The 17,354-nt window shown below is 61.3% G+C and carries 9 protein-coding genes; 6 read left to right on the top strand and 3 right to left on the bottom strand.

Features of this window, described 5'->3' with window-relative positions; all coding sequences use genetic code 11:
* Positions 1–71: 71 nt before the first annotated feature.
* Both CKROP_RS08980 and CKROP_RS10875 read left to right on the top strand, forming a co-directional pair.
* A complete protein-coding gene (locus CKROP_RS08980; protein ID WP_012732428.1) occupies positions 72–1,505 on the top strand; it encodes a SidA/IucD/PvdA family monooxygenase in 1,434 nt (477 codons plus the stop codon).
* On the top strand, positions 1,495–3,390 hold the full coding sequence (locus tag CKROP_RS10875) for an amino acid adenylation domain-containing protein (RefSeq protein ID WP_012732427.1): 1,896 nt from the start codon (positions 1,495–1,497) through the stop codon (positions 3,388–3,390). Before CKROP_RS08980 ends, CKROP_RS10875 begins: the two co-directional genes overlap by 11 nt.
* A 51-nt stretch (positions 3,391–3,441) precedes the next feature.
* Here the strand turns inward: CKROP_RS10875 and CKROP_RS08970 are convergent, their stop codons facing one another.
* Positions 3,442–4,269, bottom strand: a complete 828-nt coding sequence (locus tag CKROP_RS08970) for an SDR family oxidoreductase (protein ID WP_012732426.1) — start codon at positions 4,267–4,269, stop codon at positions 3,442–3,444.
* A gap of 8 nt (positions 4,270–4,277) precedes the next feature.
* Positions 4,278–4,535: a phosphopantetheine-binding protein gene (locus CKROP_RS08965; protein WP_012732425.1), complete on the bottom strand. Its 258-nt coding sequence runs from the start codon at positions 4,533–4,535 to the stop codon at positions 4,278–4,280.
* A gap of 68 nt (positions 4,536–4,603) precedes the next feature.
* Here CKROP_RS08965 and CKROP_RS08960 point away from each other — a divergent pair, with 68 nt between their 5' ends.
* The 3 genes from CKROP_RS08960 to CKROP_RS08950 all read left to right on the top strand — a co-directional run bounded on the left by CKROP_RS08960 (position 4,604) and on the right by CKROP_RS08950 (position 15,254).
* Positions 4,604–12,220, top strand: a complete 7,617-nt coding sequence (locus CKROP_RS08960) for a condensation domain-containing protein (RefSeq protein WP_012732424.1) — start codon at positions 4,604–4,606, stop codon at positions 12,218–12,220.
* An 85-nt stretch (positions 12,221–12,305) separates the two neighbouring features.
* Positions 12,306–14,054 carry a (2,3-dihydroxybenzoyl)adenylate synthase gene (locus CKROP_RS08955; RefSeq protein WP_012732423.1) on the top strand — a complete coding sequence of 583 codons (1,749 nt, stop codon included), beginning with the start codon at positions 12,306–12,308 and terminating at the stop codon, positions 14,052–14,054.
* A 231-nt stretch (positions 14,055–14,285) separates the two neighbouring features.
* Complete coding sequence (locus tag CKROP_RS08950; RefSeq protein ID WP_012732422.1) at positions 14,286–15,254, top strand: esterase/lipase family protein; 969 nt, start codon at positions 14,286–14,288, stop codon at positions 15,252–15,254.
* A gap of 77 nt (positions 15,255–15,331) precedes the next feature.
* Here CKROP_RS08950 and CKROP_RS08945 read toward each other — a convergent pair whose 3' ends face one another.
* Entirely contained in the window at positions 15,332–15,961 is a 630-nt protein-coding gene (locus tag CKROP_RS08945; RefSeq protein WP_012732421.1) for an isochorismatase family protein, read from the bottom strand.
* Positions 15,962–16,178: 217 nt separating this feature from the next.
* Between CKROP_RS08945 and CKROP_RS08940 the strand changes: the two genes are divergently transcribed.
* Positions 16,179–17,237 (top strand): ABC transporter substrate-binding protein, encoded by a 1,059-nt coding sequence (locus tag CKROP_RS08940; protein ID WP_012732420.1) that lies wholly within the window; start codon positions 16,179–16,181, stop codon positions 17,235–17,237.
* The last annotated feature ends 117 nt before the right edge of the window (positions 17,238–17,354 follow it).

The raw sequence follows: 17,354 nt of genomic DNA, 5'->3' as shown, positions 1-17,354 counted from the left end.
TCGCGCGATCGTTACTAAAAGGTAGGCTAACCGTAACACAACGTACTCGAGCAGGAAGAACATCATCGACAGTGAAAACGCTGGTTATCCTGGGTGCAGGGCCGAAAGCTGTGGCCGTGGCGGCGAAGGCATACGTGCTGAAATCGTTGGGGTACGAGGTGCCCCAGATTGTCACGGTGGACCCATTGGGGGTGGGGGGAAACTGGGTGTCCGGCGGCGGCTGGACGAATGGCCATCATCTGCTGGGAACTCCGCCGGATAAGGATGTCGGATTCCCGTATCGGACGCGGATCGCCAACGAATCGGCGCAGGACAACACGCGTGTCGACGCCGCGCTGATGGAATTTAGCTGGATGAGTTACCTGGTCTCCAGGGACAAGTACGCCCAGTGGATCGACCGCGGGCACCCGTGTCCGACGCATGAGGAGTGGGCCGAGTATTTGCGCTGGGTTGCTCGCGCGGTGGATATGCGGGTGATGGCTGGCCGGATCACGGCGATTCGCGCCGTCGATAGGAACGACGCTGATAAGAACGACGGGCCCACCGACGACGACTACAACTGGGAATGGCAATGCGACGTCGAATTCAACGACGGCGGATCCACGGTCCTGAGTTCCGACGGGGTCATGATCACCGGCCCGGGGCCGTCGACGCGCCGACTTGCCGACGTCCCCGGTGTGCTCTCCATCGCCGAGCTGTGGGATCAGGTGGAAAACGGTACGTTCCCCCTGCACAAACGGGTGGCGGTCATCGGCGGCGGGGAGTCCGCAGCCAGCGTCGTTGATCAGTTGGCGCACATGCCCTGCGAGTCCATCGCGATCTTCTCGCCTTCCCCGACGGTGTATTCGCGCGGGGAGAGTGTGTTTGAAAACAGCCTCTACACCGACCCGGAAAAATGGTTCATGCTCAGCATGGAGGAGCGGCAGGACTTTATCCGCCGGACCGACCGCGGCGTGTTTTCCCAGCGTGTGCAGCAGACCGTGAAGAATTATGGGCACATCACCCATGAGCGGGGCCGCGTGGTCGACATCGTTCCTTGCGACGGTGCGCTGGATCTTTACGTGTCGCACGAGGGTGTCTCGAATGCGGTGTCCACAGCCGATGTGGTGATTGATGCTCGTGGTGGTAACCCGTTGTGGTTCAAGGATCTATTCCCGAATACGGATTCTGATTTTTATGCAGAAAAGATCGTGACGACGTGTCCTGAGGCGGATATCGCGCACAACATTGGTATTTTCTTGCAGCTCAAACCCCATTTGCCGACGCCTGACCGGCCGGCGACGATCCCCGCAGAGTGGCCATTGGCGGTCGACAAGGGTCCGTGGCTATTCTTGCCGACGCTGTCCGCCCTGGCTCAAGGGCCGGGGTTCGCGAATCTCAGCTGCTTGGGTGAGGTATCGGACCGGATTCTCGCGTGTTACATCGATAACGGCCCTGCGGATAGCGAGCCTGGAAGCACACAGCAGGCCGGGGGAGAAGTGAGGGATGAGATTCATGTCGGCTAGTTCACCTTGGGCGTTCGGTCCGTCGGTAGAGATCGACCCCTTGACGGTCGATGTGATGATTGACCAGGCCATTCGTCACCACCGCGAGCAGCCCGCCGTTCACGGTTTCCGCGACGACGGTAGCGAGCTGACTTTCACATACGACGACGTCGATCGCCACGCGGATGCGGTGGCGTGGGAACTTCGTCATCGCGGTGTGGGCCCTGGCGAACGCGTTGTGGTGCTCTCTGGCCGAAGCCCCTGGCTCCCCAGCGTTATGGTGGGGATTCTCCGCGCAGGGGCCGCTTATGTGCCGGTTGATGCGAGCTACCCCGCGGAGCGCATTAGCTACATCGTGAATGATTGCCAGCCCGACGTCGTGATCGGGCTCGGTGACGTATCCGTGCCCACGAATAACGCACCAACAAATAATGCGCCGACGAATAACACCCAGACCTGGGAACTTCAGCGGCCAGAAGAGTATTTTTCGTCCGACGGCACCCGCCACAGGGAAGAATTTCACGCGAGTGATCGCACACGCGAACTCCTGCCGGACGATCCGTGCTACTTGATTTATACGTCGGGTACGACGGGTAATCCGAAGGGCGCTGTGAATCCTCACCGCGCGGTGGCCTCGCACTTGCAGTGGGTGGTCCGCACGCTCGGACAAGACGCAGATTCGTCGGCAAGCGCTGGCGAATTGCGGATGTTGCACAAAGCGCCGATCGGTTTCGACGTCGGCGTCGCAGAGCTGCTGTGTCCGCTGGCCTGTGCCGGCCGGATAGTCATTCCCGGCCCGGACTGGTTCCCCGGCGATCCCTTCGCCCTGGGGGACATGATCGAAACGTATTCCGTGACGACGCTGTCGATGGTTCCGAGCATGCTCAGAGTCGTGTTCGATGTCCTTGACGACGTCGGCCTGGGCTACGACCAGTTCGCTAGCCTGCGGCACGTGTTGTTAGGTGGCGAGGCTGTTCCGAATGACTTGGTCGAGCGTGCGCAGGCGGTGCTCCCGAGTCGACTGTTAGGGCTCTACGGTCCTTCGGAAACCGCAATGGACGTGGCGTGGGTGGACTTCTCCCGTCCGTATTCGGGGGCTGCTGCCGACAGTGCGGGCACTCCCGACAGCGAGCTGACCGCTAACAGGGCGCCTACCTCCGAAAGCAACAGCGATAACCGAGTCCTTTCGGCCGCCGAAGCATGGGCGGACCCAAGCGCACACGACGATAATTCCCTTGCCGGGCCAAACCAGTCCGCGCCGCATAACCCGACGAATGAAGAATCCTCCACGGGCGGAACTCTGGTCGGCTGGCCGGAGGATAACGTCGTGTTTTACGTCGTCGATGAGAACTTGAACGAGGTCCCCGATGGCCAGTCCGGTGAGCTCTGCATTGCTGGTGCCCAGGTGGGCGCGGGGTATTTCAACAATCCGGAGGTCACGGCGGAGGCGTTCGTGCCCAGCCTGCATCCGGACCGCGACGGCGGGACCATGTACCGCACGGGCGACGTCATGTCGCGCGATGCGCGCGGGATGCTCCGTTTTGAGGGCCGCATCGGCGACCAGGTGAAAATTCGCGGCAACCGCGTTGAGCTGGGAGGTGTCGAAACTCATTTGCGACGCCTCGACGTGGTGAGTGACGCCGCGGTGGCTGTGGATCGCGCCGGGGGAGAAGCGACGCTTGTCGGTGGGATCGTTGTTTCAGAGAGCGCAACCGCCGGTGACGGACGTGACGACGCTGGTCACGCAACTATTCCGCAACAGGTGAAAGCCGAATTGGCCGCGCTGGTACCTGAGTACATGGTGCCCAGCGTCCTCGTCGTCATGGCGGAGCTCCCGCACAATGATCACGGGAAGATCGATAGGCGGGCGCTCATTGCCCACGTGAACAGCGCGAACTCGGGCTAGAGCAGGCCATCCACGACGGGGCGCATTATAGCAGTGGGGCGTAGAAAACGCCTAACTATCCAGCGTCGCCCCGCCGTCGACACGAAGGTCATGCATGACAATGTGGCGAGCGTTGTCGGAGACGAGATACAGGCAGGCCCCGGCGATGTCCTCCGGTTGCGCCAGTCGCTGCAGGGGGATCCCAAGTCGATACTGGTCGGGTGTGCCAGCGATAACGTCAGCCGAGCGGTCCTCCCCGGCTGGCCACATTCCGCGCAGCATGGGTGTGTCTGTGGAACCGGGGGAGACGATATTCACGCGCACGCCGTGTGGTGCGCACTCCAGGCCGAGGTTGCGGGCCCACGCGGTGATCGCCGCTTTCGACGCCCCGTAGGATCCCATGCCTGCACGCGGGGTCGTCCCTGCGTTGGAGGAGACAATAACAATGGCGCCGCGTTTTCTCTCGCACATGCGCTGGGCAACGGGAGCGCACACGTGGGCAGCGCCGAACATGTTGACCTCGAAACTCGCGCGCATGGCGTCGGTGTCGCCGTCGAGCGCGGCGTCGGCACGCAAGATCCCGGCCGTGTGAATCAGTACATCGATGGGTCCCCGGTCGGCCTCGATGCGGTCGCTCGTGGTTCGCGCGGCCTCGGCATCGGTAACGTCGAGGGCATAATCGACGGGCAGGTCAGCGGTTTTATTGCCGACGCCGGCCACGTCACCATCTGCACCCGCGGTCTCTCCGTGAGGCGCCTGGTCCACGGCGGTCTCTCCGTGAGGCGCCTGGTCCACGGCGGTCACGCGATACCCCGCGTTCTTGGCAGCGGTGACGACGGCAGCGCCGATACCGCCGAGCGCCCCGGTAACCACACAATGGCGAGGGAAAGTCTCAGACATAGTCACCATCACTCGTCGCTCTCTTCGAAAGCGTCCACCCACGCGTCGAGAGTGGGGTCCTCGATCAGGTCGGCAAACTCGGCATCCCACCCTTGGCGCCGCGCCCACTCGACGATGTCGATAATGCGCACCGAATCTAGCCCCAGGTCGGTGAGGTCCGCGTCGGTTTCCAGCGTGTCGGCGGGAATGCCGATCGCCGTGGCAACGCGGGTGTGAAGTTCGTCGGCAAAGATTTGGGGACTCAGCGGTGGGTTAGCTGCACTCATGGTTGGCTCCTCATTTTTTCTCTCTAGCTGCTCGTTTGTGTGTCTTTTGAGCAGTGTAGCCTAACGTTATGACCTTTGATTCGGCGCGTGCGAGTGACCCTGATAATCCGACCTCCCCGGACTGGTTCCCTCTCACCGCAGCGCAGATGGGTATTTGGAACGCGCAGTCACTGGATCCGAGTTCGCCCTATTACGTCGTGGGCGAGGTGCTGGAGCTCGACCCGAGGGACTCTCAGCCGGATATTTCGGTTGCCGACGTTGTTCAGGCGCTGCATCAGACGATCGCGGAGGCTGAAACACTGCGTCTTCAGTTCCGGCAGGGGAAGGGTGCGACGGATATTCGTGCCGATGACTCCGCGGGGGAGGACACTGGCGCTGTTCGTGCCGACGGTTCCCCACGTCAAAGGGTTATCGACGTCGCGGCGGGAGAGTACATCACGATCCCCATTCACGACCTGCGCGCTCACCCTGCACCCGAGGCCGCCGCGAACGCCTATGTTGACGCCGCGAAAGCACGGTGCGCGGAGGCGTGGGCGGGCCTCGTCGATCGCCCACTCTGCCATTTCGAGGTCCTTCGCTTGGATCACCGTCGCGTGTGGATCATCCAGCTGTATCACCACCTCATTGTCGACGGCTACGCGTCCATGATCCTGGCCCGACGCACCGCTGCCCATTACACCGAGCTCACGGGCGTTAAAAAAGCACGTCCGGCGAAATTTAGCGCCCTGACCAGCGTCGTTAAGGAAGATTGCGAGTACCACGAGTCGGACAACCGGGACCGCGATGCGCAGTGGTGGCAGGACTCGCTGGCTGGGGTGGGCAGCACGCAGTGGCGAGATGAGCTCATCGGTGGGTCCGAGAGTTCCAGCCGAACAACGGTGCTCACGGTGGACGCCGACGAGCTGGACGCGTGGAAAGCGGCGTCTCAGCGCCACGGGACGACGTGGGTAGACTCCCTGTTGACGGCATACGGCGTGTACTTGCGGCGCGTGCAGGGGGTCGAGGCCGACGAACTTGTGGTGGCCATGCCGTTTGCGGCGCGAGAAACTGCAGCTCAGCGGCGTACTCCGGCGATGATGGTCAACATGCTGCCCGTGCGGTTGCCCATCGACCTCAACGCGACGCTCCCCGAAAACGCGCACGCCGTCGAGGAAACAATGCGGACCGTGCGCGAGCACCAGCGGTTCCCGGGGTCCGAGGTGGCGAAGGTGTACGGGGATTCCTCGATCCTGCGCGGGATCGGCGTCAACTTGAAGGTTTTCGACGCCGCCCTCAAGTTTGGGAAAACGCGAGGGTACCTCCGGAATGTGGCGGGTGGTCCGCCGGAAAACCTCGTGCTGGTTGCCGCGCCGGGCCGGTCTGGTGGCGTGGATCTGAGTTTTGAGACGGTTGCCGACGTTCCGCCGCAGGTTGTTCACCAGCGCTTATCCGATATTCGGGCTGTGGTGAATGTGGGGCTGGGGTTGGATCGGCGGTCGGAGGTCGAGAGTTCTCTGCCCGCTTCGTCCGATATACGTATCCGTCCTGAACAGATCCCGGCAGCTCTTCGCGAAGAGTGGGATGGGGAAGCGTTGGCCGGTGCTTCGTCCGAGGGCTCCTCCGACGATCCGTCTCGCGGTTCGATTGAGTCACTAGATAGTCTGATCGATTCGCTCGCACTGCGGTGGGGTGATCATGTTGTGCTGGCCGATGGTTCGCCGGAGTACTCGGAAACTTCCACCAGTTCCACGGAAACCACGTACACCGGCTCTGAACTGGTAAAAAAGTGTGATCAGCTGGCGGATTCTATCGCGTCGGTCTGTCCCGCAGGTGGCGTCGTTGCCATCGATATGCCGAAGAGCGCAGCCCAGGCAATTGCGGTTCTGGCTTCGTTGCGCGCGCATCGCCCGTTTGTCGTCATCGACGACGACGCTCCGCAGGATCGGCGTTCGTTCATCATGAAAGATAGTGCCGCGTCAGTCGTGGTGAGGGGGCTCGATGACGTTCAGCCTGTAGAGCACGGGGACGATGAGCAAACCCCGCCACACGAACCCGACGAGGATGCACCTTCCGACGACTTGGCCTACATCGTCTACACCTCCGGCACGACGGGACGGCCGAAGGGTGTGAACGTCAGCAGGCGCGCCCTGGAACACTTGATCGCGGGCCACCGTGCGCAGCTATTCCCAGAGACGCTGGACCATGTCGCGAATACCCAGCCCCCGGCGTCCGCCGCACTCGCCCACACAGCATCGTTCGCGTTCGATGCCGCCATCGACCAGCTCTCGTGGATCTTCGCCGGCGTGCACGTCGTGATCTACAACCGATCCACCGTGGCCGATGGGGAGGTTTTTCACCGCTGCCTCCGCCGTGACAACATCACGATGATCGACGCCACCCCCTCGCTCTTCGGCGCGCTCCTCGCCTCGGGAGTCCCCCTGCTCGACGCCCAAAAGTCGCAGATAAGGGCCGTGTTGCTCGGCGGAGAACCCATGCCGCAGCAGCTGTGGGACCAGGTGGCCGCAGCGTCGCACGTCATCGGATGGAACATGTACGGCCCGTCGGAAGCGACCGTCGACGCGTTGTGCGCACGAATCACACCAGGCACGGTGACGGTGGGCTGGCCGGTGCCCGGCATGTCAATTCGAATTTGCGACGCGTCGGGCGAGGTCGTTCCCCCGGGCGAAGAAGGCGAATTGTGGTTGATGGGGGAGCAGATCGCGCAGGGGTACCGGAATAATCCGGACGCGACGGCCCAGGCATTTTTCCGTGCCGACGCGACCGCCAGCCATCCTCGTGCCGACGTAACAACCGACGATTCCGACGCCGACGCGCTCGTTCCCGCGTATCGGACGGGCGACCGGGTGCGGTGGGTGCCTGGCCGTGGGGTGGCGTTTATCGGTCGCGCGGATAACCAGATCGAGGTGCGGGGGCATCGCGTAGAACTCGAGGAAATCGACGGCGCGCTCGCTGCCCTTCCGGGCGTTCGTGCAGCTGGCACGGTTGCGGTTGTGCGTAACGCCGGCGATGCATCTCGTCCGGAAGAGGATAACTCGGCGTCAACCGGAGCCGGCCACGCTCATGTGAGTGCGGCGACGGTGAATATACGAGCAGGAATTGTTCTCGAGGGAGTTGCCGGGAATACTCCCGCGCACAATGCCGATTCCGGTGATCCCCAACCGAATACTGATGACGTCAGGCAGCGACTTTCCGAGTTACGTCAGCACCTCTCGCGAATACTTCCGGACTACATGGTCCCGTCCACTCTTGTTGCGGTTCCCCAGATACCGCGAACGTCAACCGAAAAGATTGACCGACGGGTACTCCGCGAACTCATTGAGCAGTCGTCTCTGTTGAATGATCGCGCGCCCGAACACCAGGGGAGCGGGGACCACCAGGGTTCGGACGCGGACCTCCGAGCTCCCGAAACACCGCGTGAGCTTGCTGTTTCTCGAGTGATCCAGGACGTCATGGGGCAGCCCGCCGACCTTGACGTGGATTTCATCAATCAGGGTGGAGATTCCATTACCGCGCTGGTGGTGGCCGGTCGGTTGCAGCAGCAAGGCGTTGAGATCCGCCCGGCAGATATTTTGTCCGGGCGTTCCCTGGGCGAGATCGCCGCGTCCTTGCGTCGTTCGTCGTCAGGTGAGCCGACCAGTGCGTCGTCGGCTATCTCCCAGACCCCCGAGACCAGCACAGATGGCCACATTAATCCAGAGCCACAACAGAATATTCTGACGGACTTTGGTGTGGTGGACGCCCCGTCGGGAATGGATCGATCAGCTTTCACTGGTGACAATCAGCCGGTTATGTCGGTCGTGATTCCGGGTGCCCCGGGCATGGACGCCGACGCGTGCCGCGCGTGTGCGACGAAGCTGGCTGAGGATGTCGCGGCTCTTCGTAGCATTGCGACGTGGGACGCAGATAATCCAGGCTCTGAGCAGCTCATTATCCGACGCAACCCCGCCGAGGACGACGATTTCCGCGCGCCCGTCGATCTTGCTGCGGGACGACCATTCGCTCTTGAACCTGTCGACGGTGGTGTGCGCCTGAGCGTGCATAATGCGGTTGTGGATGCCGACGGGTTTGCGCAGCTCATCGGCATTGTCGAGGCGCTCGTGCAGCGGTCGGGTCACGGTGACGGACATAGTGACGGTCGCCAGCATCGCTATGCCTCGTGGCGTGGACACTCCGCTTCGGCGCTCCCGTGGGCGCACAGTCGTGCCCGGGCCACCGCAATGATCGAGCCGTCACTCGCGAAGGCGCTACTCAGTAACCTTGGAACGAAATTTGGCCTTTCTGACCAGGACATTTTGACCGCAGCTGCTCTGATAGCGCCGGCGGATGATCACGACGAAACTCTCACCGCGATGGTGTTGAGCCGCGCGCTACGTCAACCTTCCGTTCCCGCCGCGGCCCAGCCCGTGAATTCTGGAAACACAGGTGCGTGTGATGTTGTTGGCCGGTTCGCCGCGCCGGGATATGTCACTGTTTCGCCGTCGGAGTCGCGGGCCGAGATTGAGGCGCTCCTGCTCAGCGTGAAAGAACAACGCGCCAACTTCCGGACTACCAATTCCACCGATACATCAGCGAGTACTCCAGCAGTCACACTCGAGCTAGGCCACATACCTGGCTCCACCGTTGCGGATTCCGCCACCTCGGACCGCCCCTCACAGCACCCCACACTCATTCCAACCCACCACACCCTCCGCCCCGGCTTCCCAGAGGTCCCGCACATCACGGCGTGGATCACGGGCGCGGGGATGGGCACGAACACACCCGACCACCACCGAGCACCCGTCGGCAATGAACCCGATAAACCATCGCTCAGCATCACAGTCGATGCAGAAACGGATGGCCAGGCGGAACAGCTCGCGGAAGGCGTCGTCAAGGCTCTGACAGATCTCGCCGTTGTCGGGCTGAGCGCGGAGGGGAGCGCGTCGCCGTCGGATTGTTTAGCACCCGTGACCAGCGCGGATATTGAGCGCTGGCAGCGCCGGTTCGGCCCGCTCCAGAACGTGTACGGGCTCTCGCCGCTGCAAGAGGGTCTGCTGTACCAGGCACTGGATTCCCGCGAACGCGACCATTATGTGATCGCCGCGTCCATGGCCGTCGAGGGCCCGGCGGACTCGGCGCTCCTGCGCGCCAGCTTCGAGGCCGTGATGAACCGCCAGGACGTGCTCAAGGCGGCGTTCGATTACGAAACACTCGACCGCCCGGTGCACGTCATCCCACGCACCCCGCGGTGGCAGCGGTCGGTAATCGATGCTCGCGGGCTCCCGTCGTGCGTGCAATCGTCGCTTATCGACGACGTTCTGGACCGGATGGCTTCCCGGCAGCTCGATGTGACGCGCGGGAATATGGTCGCGGCGACCCTGGTGAGGTTGGGCGATCGGCGCAGCCAGCTGGTGTTGGGGAATCACCATATTCTTACCGACGGGTGGTCCACGACGATCCTTTTGCGTGAGTTGATGCATGTGTACAACCGCGCTGCCGAGCTTCTGGCCAGCGGAAATGACGGTGATGGGGAGTCCGCGCTCTCACCTGCCATCGCATCTGCCATCGCCGAGTTGCCCCCGCGATACCCGTACGGCCAATTTGTTGAGGACATGCAGCCCCGAGTGAAGGTTGACACCGAGCTTTGGATTGATCACGTGGCAGGCCTTGACCACGCAAGCCGAGTCATGGATGCTCTCGCTCCCACCGCCGAGCCTGATCCCCCGGCGGACGACTCCGTGACCACCGACAACGAATCCGGCGAGGAGCATTGCATCGTACAGCTCTCTGACCGGCAGAAATCTAATCTCTCCCGCTGCGCTCGGACTGTCGGCGTCACCCCCAACACGCTCATTCAGACCGCGTGGGCGTGTGTCGTCGCAGCCCTGACCGGCCATGACGATGCCGTCTTCGGTGTGGTCACCTCGGGCCGGCCGAGCGAGCTCGACGGCATCGACAACACGATCGGCCTCTTCATCAACACGCTTCCGGTGCGCGTCGACCTGCGCGGGGATTCGCTGACCTCGATCCTGCGTTCCCACGCGCGCGCCCAGGCCGAGCTGGCGGACCACACGTCCGCGTCCCTGGCCGACATCGAGCGCCGAGTGGGCGATTCTGGCGGTGGGGCTCCGCTGTCGGGCCCGCTCTTCGACTCATTGGTGGTGTACGACAACTTCCCCGATGAGTTCTCGGAGACAGACACCCAGCCCAGCCCTCTGCCTGATTCCGACGGTCGCGCCCCCGCGTCTCGCAGTATCCACATCACGGGCCTGACCACTCGCGGCGAAACCCAGTACCCGTTGACGGTCATCCACCCGCCGGGAGGCCCCTTTGATCTGGCCCTGGCCTACCAGCCTGGAGTGGTTCCGCAGCACGTGGCGAATACTCTTGCCGACGCTCTACGTGCCACTTTGTCACGGTGTGCCTCTATTGCCGACGTCGACTCTCCCGACTCGTTGCGTGCGGTCCGTGACGAGATTGCCCCGGTGCTTGACAACATCCGACGCCGGCCAGAGCAGAACGCGGACGATCACTCCGCGCAAGACCGTGAGGACCAGCCTACGTCGGACCTTCCAACGTCGGAACCCACCACGTCGAACCAGCCCAACGCGGAAAATGAACGCCCCGATCAGGACAGCCAGTTGCTGCGCGATATCTGCGAAGACATCGCCGGTTTGCTCAACCGCCCGGAGGTGGACCCCGATGTTGCCTTTGAGGATTTGGGAGTTCACTCGCTCATGGCTGTTCGACTCATGGGCAAGCTCCGGAAACGTGGCCACAAGCTGGATATTCAGACGATCGTCGAGGCTGGTTCTCCCCGGGGCATTGTCCGCGCGATCGAGGGCGATTCACCCCAGACCCCAACACCTCAGCCACCGGCACCCCAGCCCACTCAGTCCCAGCCGACCAGCCCCACGGACACACACGGCAATAGTCCCCGTCCTCCGTGGATGGTCACGCTCAAAGAAGGCGAAGGCCGTCCCCTCTTCTGCTTCCACGCGATTGACGGTTCGGTGTTCTCCTACCAGGGCCTCGCCGAATACCTCACCACTGACCGCCCCATCATCGGCATTCAATTCCCGGCGAACATCTCTGATCCGCTCAGCTGGAACAAGGCAGTCGATCTCTACGCGTCCGCCATCCGCGATTACCAGCCGGAGGGGCCGTACACCTTCGTCGGCTTTTCCTTCGGGGCGACGATCGCCCATGCCGTCAGCACACGCTTACACCACCAACGCGACATCGCCACCAGCCCCATCGTTGATCTCCTGGTTGTCCTGGACGCCTATCCAGCTCGCGCCGGGCTGACTCCGCCTCCGATCCCAGACGATCTCAACGTGGACCTTCTCTCCGATATCACGGGTTTCAGTGCTCACGACCTGCGTGCCGACGACACCCTCCGCGAGCGGTCAGAGTGCTCAGTCTGTGCCTGCGCGCGATGGATGGGGGACGTCAGCGACACCCCTGTGCATGGCGTCGTGAAGAAAGTTGTTCTTATCACCGCGGAGAAGGCGCCGATTGTGCGTAACACGTCGGGAGTAGTTGAGCGGCCGAGGCCTAACCAGCAAGCCCAGTGGAATCCGGCAGAGGCCTGGGAAAACACCGGGGTGGAGTTACGTACGTACTCGTTGCCCCTCGATCATGGCGGGCTGGCTTCCTTGGTGGGGTGGCAGCAGAGTGCTCCCGCCATCGGGGAGGAACTGGAATAACCGTGAACGGCAGGACCACACCACACCAGTACGAACACCACACAACAACACACCAAGCAACAACGCAGCACGAAGGATGAGGGTTATGACACAAGCAACAATTCCATCGCCGAATGCGAAGGAATACGCTCAGCGTGAGGGGGGTGCGGCCAACGGGTGCCGGTGTGAGGACGTGCAGCGCTACCGGGACTTGGGGATCTACACCGGCGACACGCACTGGGCGCTATTTGAGCGCGCCCGGGACCTCTACGGCGATGCACCCGTCGCGGTGGACCGCTACCGCTCACTGACCTGGAGCGATGTCCGCCACTCGGCCCACAAGGTAGCCAACCTGTTGCGCAACCTTGGCATCGGAAAGGGCGATGCTGTCATCGTCCAACTGCCGAACGCCGCTGTCCACATGGAAGCGATTTTCGGAGTGTGGAGCATCGGTGCCGTTCCCGTCTTCGCCCTCCCCGCCCACGGTGCCAACGACGTCGCCCATTTCGCTCGGACAGCTCCTACTGGACTCCGGATCGCCGCAACTCCGCGCGATAAACACGCCAAGCGGGTAGAGAAAGGCCTTCACGAGGAGTGCCCAGAGCTCACCACTATTCAGATCGATCCTCGCGCCGACGACCCGTGGGGCACCCCCGTCGTCAATGGTACCGAAGTCAACGCCAACTCAGACGCCGACGCAGACCCCACCCCCTGGCCCGTACCCGAAACCGACCCGCAAGCCCTCGCCTTCCTCCAACTCTCCGGGGGAACGACGGGCACACCGAAGCTGATCCCACGCAGCCACGATGACTACCTGTATTCGGTGCGTCGCTCCGACGAGGTGTGCGATATGCAGCGCGGCGATGTGTTGCTCGTGGTCATGCCGGCGTCGCACAATTTCACGATGAGTTCGCCCGGCATCTTGGGGGCCCTCCACATTGGCGCCACCGTGGTCTACGTTCCCGATCCGTCGCCCACGACCATCCGCCGCTACATTCACGCGCACCGCGGCACGCACATGGCACTGGTCCCGCCGCTGCTGATTAGCCTGCTCAACAGTCGCGACGAGGCCCAGACCACCGACCCCACAATGGAGACCATGAAAACGGTGTGGGTTGGCGGCGCGAAGCTCAGCGCCTCCGCCGCGGAGCGCGTCGCCCCCGAACTGGGCATCAACCTCCAGCAGGTCTTCGGCATGGCCGAGGGCCTCGTGAATTACACCGAGCTGGGTGGCAACATTGATGAGATCGTGAATACCCAGGGCGTTCCTATGAGCCCGGCCGACGAGGTTCGGGTCGTCGACGACCACGGCACTCCGGTCGATCGCGGCACGCCCGGCCACCTGCATACTCGCGGCCCGTACACTATCCGCCGGTATCACCGGAATCCAACGGCGAACGCGTCATCATTCACCGACGACGGGTTCTACATCACGGGCGATATTGTTACGGTCTCTGCCGACGGTGCGATCACGGTGACCGGCCGCGCTAAAGACCAGATCAATCGTGGCGGGGAGAAGATTGCTCCCGAGGCGGTGGAGAATTGCTTACTGAAGCACCCCGCTATTCACGACGTATCAGTGGTGGGTATTCCCGACGATGTGATGGGCGAGAAGATCCGTACGCTCATTATCCTCCGCGATGATTACAAGTCTTCTGGCGCGGATGCACCGAAAGACCAGAGCGGACAGGATTCCCAATCGGCAGAAGCGTCCCACCAACCACCGACGGCTACGCAGATCAAGAAGTTCGTCCGCGAGTCAGGATTATCGCGTTTTGCCGTGCCTGATGTCGTGGAATTCGTTGATGAATTTCCATTGACGGGAGTCGGCAAGGTGAGCAAGAAAGACCAATGACACTACCCTGGTGTCACCCTATTTCACCTGGGGAATTGCCTTCGGATGGGGTGTTCAAGAGGGGATTCCGCGATTGAGACGATGCTTCAGTAACGGGTAGAGCATGCGACCCCTAAACCGCTTATCTATTTTGGTGACGCCGAACCCACCCACCCCATTAATTTGGGTAGTTAAATAGAATTTATACATATCGTAAACCTGTGGCTACCTTAATTATATTAAGGTTTGTCTATGCTTCTCTCAGATATTTCTCAGAAAAAGGGTTCCCGTTTATCTGCCCGCGTGGCCTTAGCTTGTGGCGTTACCGTGGCCACACTTCTTTCTCCGCTCGGGGGCCAAGCCTTTGCCGGTGATGCTCAACCTTCAGTAGTGTCAGATGCTCCAGTGCAGGCTCCGCAGGATAACAACCCCAAAGAAAAACTACCGGTCGTCTATATTTCGGGATCGAATGAACTCCGGCCGACTGCTGACCTGTTTGCCTCGATGATGAGCAAACGAGGATTTGATGTCCATCCCTTCATGGTGTGGGAGCCAACTCGTTCCGAAACGAGCCCCTATGTCACGGTGAAGGGAAATTCAGCACGAATTCCCGAATTTATCGAAAAGGTGAAGAAAGAGACCGGTTCAGACAAGGTCGACGTAGTCACCTACTCGCAGGGTGGCCTCGTCACCCGGTATTGGCTGAAGGACTTTGACGGTGCAAAAGACGTGCGCACTGTCGTGTCCTTGTCCGGATTGATAAAGGGATCGCCGTATCAGACGCAGGCTTTGGAAAAGGAGCAATGTCCGCCAGCTAGTGCAGATGTGCTAGTACCACCTGGGTTTAAAAAGAACCCCACCGACGCTTGCCTCGAAATGGCTGAGGGTGGGGAAGAAGTTACCCGCTTGAATACGCCAACTGAGGCTTTGCCGGGTATCCGCTATGTCAACATCACAACGCGGCAGGAATATGATGCAGCGCCGTACCAGATCAACCTCATGGATGGACCTGGTGATTATCAGAACGTCATCACCCAAGACTTGTGTCCCAATGACGTTGTACCCCACCTGGGAATGACGCTGCTGCCCTCGGTTCAGAGCCTGGTCGCTTCCGCTCTTGAGGGAGGCCCTCTGAAAATGGAGTGTTCTATTCCTGCTCCAGAGGGCTTGCCTACTGTCGATAGCTTGGTTCCTCCGCTCACCGAAGCACCACAAATGTAACGACTGATAGGGCAAGCCGCTCCCCTCACATCTTGATTGCGGAAGCCAAAGAGGGGGGTGCTTGACTCAAGCGCTCTCTAGCTCCCCAGCACCCCCAACACCTCCTCAGCATCAACCACCCGCCCGCACCGCCGGGCAACCCAATTAATGGTCGCGGCGTGGTCGTCACGGGTGAAGTCGGCAATGGCATCGCGCACAAGGAACGGCTGGATGTCGTTCATAAACGCGTCGACCGCGCTCACCCCGCACCCCATATGGCCGTACACACCGGTAATAATCAGTTGGTCGCGCTTCGCAAATGCCAACGATTCGCGAAGGTCTGTTCGGGCGAACGCCGAGTACCTCCATTTCGTAATCACATGGTGGTGCTTCCGCGGCGTCAACTCCGGGATAATGTCCGCCTCCGCGTCGGTCTGAATACCTTGCCCCCACAATTCGCGGAGCAGCCCTCGTCGGTACTCCTTTTGCTCCGGTGGCTGGGCCGTGTAGAACACGGGGACGCCCACCTCGTCGGCAAGAGCGATGAGTTCCCGAATGTTGGCCACCATTGTCGACGCTGGTTCGTCGTCGGGGGTGTATGCGGAGATGAAGTAGTTCTGCATGTCATGGACCAGAAGGGCCGCACGATCGGCGTGAAGTGCCCAGCTGACAGTGGGCGTTGTCGTGAGAGCGGGGATGGTGTACGGCGCGATGGGTGGGATTGCCACTAGTAAGTTCTCCTTGGGGGTGAATTGTGGGGGACGTTCCCTCATAAGTGTTGTCTAGGGAAGTTCCGCACGCTATCGTGTCAGTAAATTAGGCTAGCCATACTGAATGGTAGATGCGTCGCGGGTTGGTGGTCATCTTGCCCCCCGACCAGATGACAGTCAGCCTCTGCCATAGACCTGTGGCCTGCATTGTTCATACTTTTGTATTGGAGTTTCCGTGAAGCGTTCACTTGTTCGCCCTATGCCCTTGATCGCTCTGACGTTAGCCGGTTCGTTGGTTCTGGGTGCGTGCTCGAATGATGACGATAGTTCCAGCGATTCCACTGCCGCAGATTCAACCAGCCAGAGCGCGTCCGAGGGTGCAAAGGATTCGTCGGATGCCAAGGAAGTCACGATTAAGCACGCCTGGGGTGAAGACACCTACCCGGTGAAGCCGAAGAAGGTTGTCGCGATGGGTACCTCGGTTGATAACCTCCTCGCCCTGGGCATTACCCCCGACGTTGTTGTTCAGAGCCCGGATGATGCTCAGAACGCTAAGTGGAAGAACGATAAGCTCAAGGACGTCAAGAAGATCGACGCCGATCCCCGCGAGCTGCCGGTAGAGAAGATTGCCGCCGAGAAGCCCGATTTCATTGTCGGCGATTTCTACCGCATCAACGAGGACGCCTACAACAAGCTCAAGGAAGTTGCCCCCACTCTTCCGGGTATGGGCCAGGATCCGCAACTGATCGGTTGGAAGCCGCAGCTGGAGGCCCTGGGCAAGATCTACCAGGATGAGGACAAGGTCAAGGACGTCGAGAAGAAGGACACCGAGGCCTTCGAGAACGCGAAGAAGGACTTGAAGGGTCTGGAAGGTAAGTCGGCCCTGGTGGTTCAGCACCGCAATGGGAACTTCGGTGTGATTACCGACGAGGCCAACCCAGCCAACCAGTTCTTCAGTGACCTGGGAATGAAGCTGCCGGCCGGGTACACGGACGGTTCGATCCCGACTCAGCAGGGCCGCGCCATGATTTCCCCGGAGAACATTGACAAGTTGACTGCGGACTTCATGGTTCTGTTCGCTGCCGACGGGATGGACGCGGTGCGCGCTGTTTCGGGCTACGACGACCTGAAGCAGGTCAAGAGCGGTGCCACGGTTGAGGACAATAAGGCTGTGTCCTCCGCGCTGTATGTTCCGTCCTCCCTGTCCCGCGAGTGGGCGTTGAAGGAAATCAAGCCGGAGCTGAAGAAGGTCTCGGAGAACAAGTCCGATTCCAAGGATGACTCCAATAAGTAAGACTGTTTATCTACTTCATTGTCGACGCTTCCCTGTGGCTGTGGGGTGGCGTATCGGATGAGGGTTTCCCGGGTGTGTCATGTGGCATACCCGGGTTTTCTTGTACCGTACGTGCGT

Source organism: Corynebacterium kroppenstedtii DSM 44385 (assembly GCF_000023145.1).
Taxonomy (GTDB): domain Bacteria; phylum Actinomycetota; class Actinomycetes; order Mycobacteriales; family Mycobacteriaceae; genus Corynebacterium; species Corynebacterium kroppenstedtii.
This window is presented reverse-complemented; position numbering and strand designations above follow the sequence as displayed.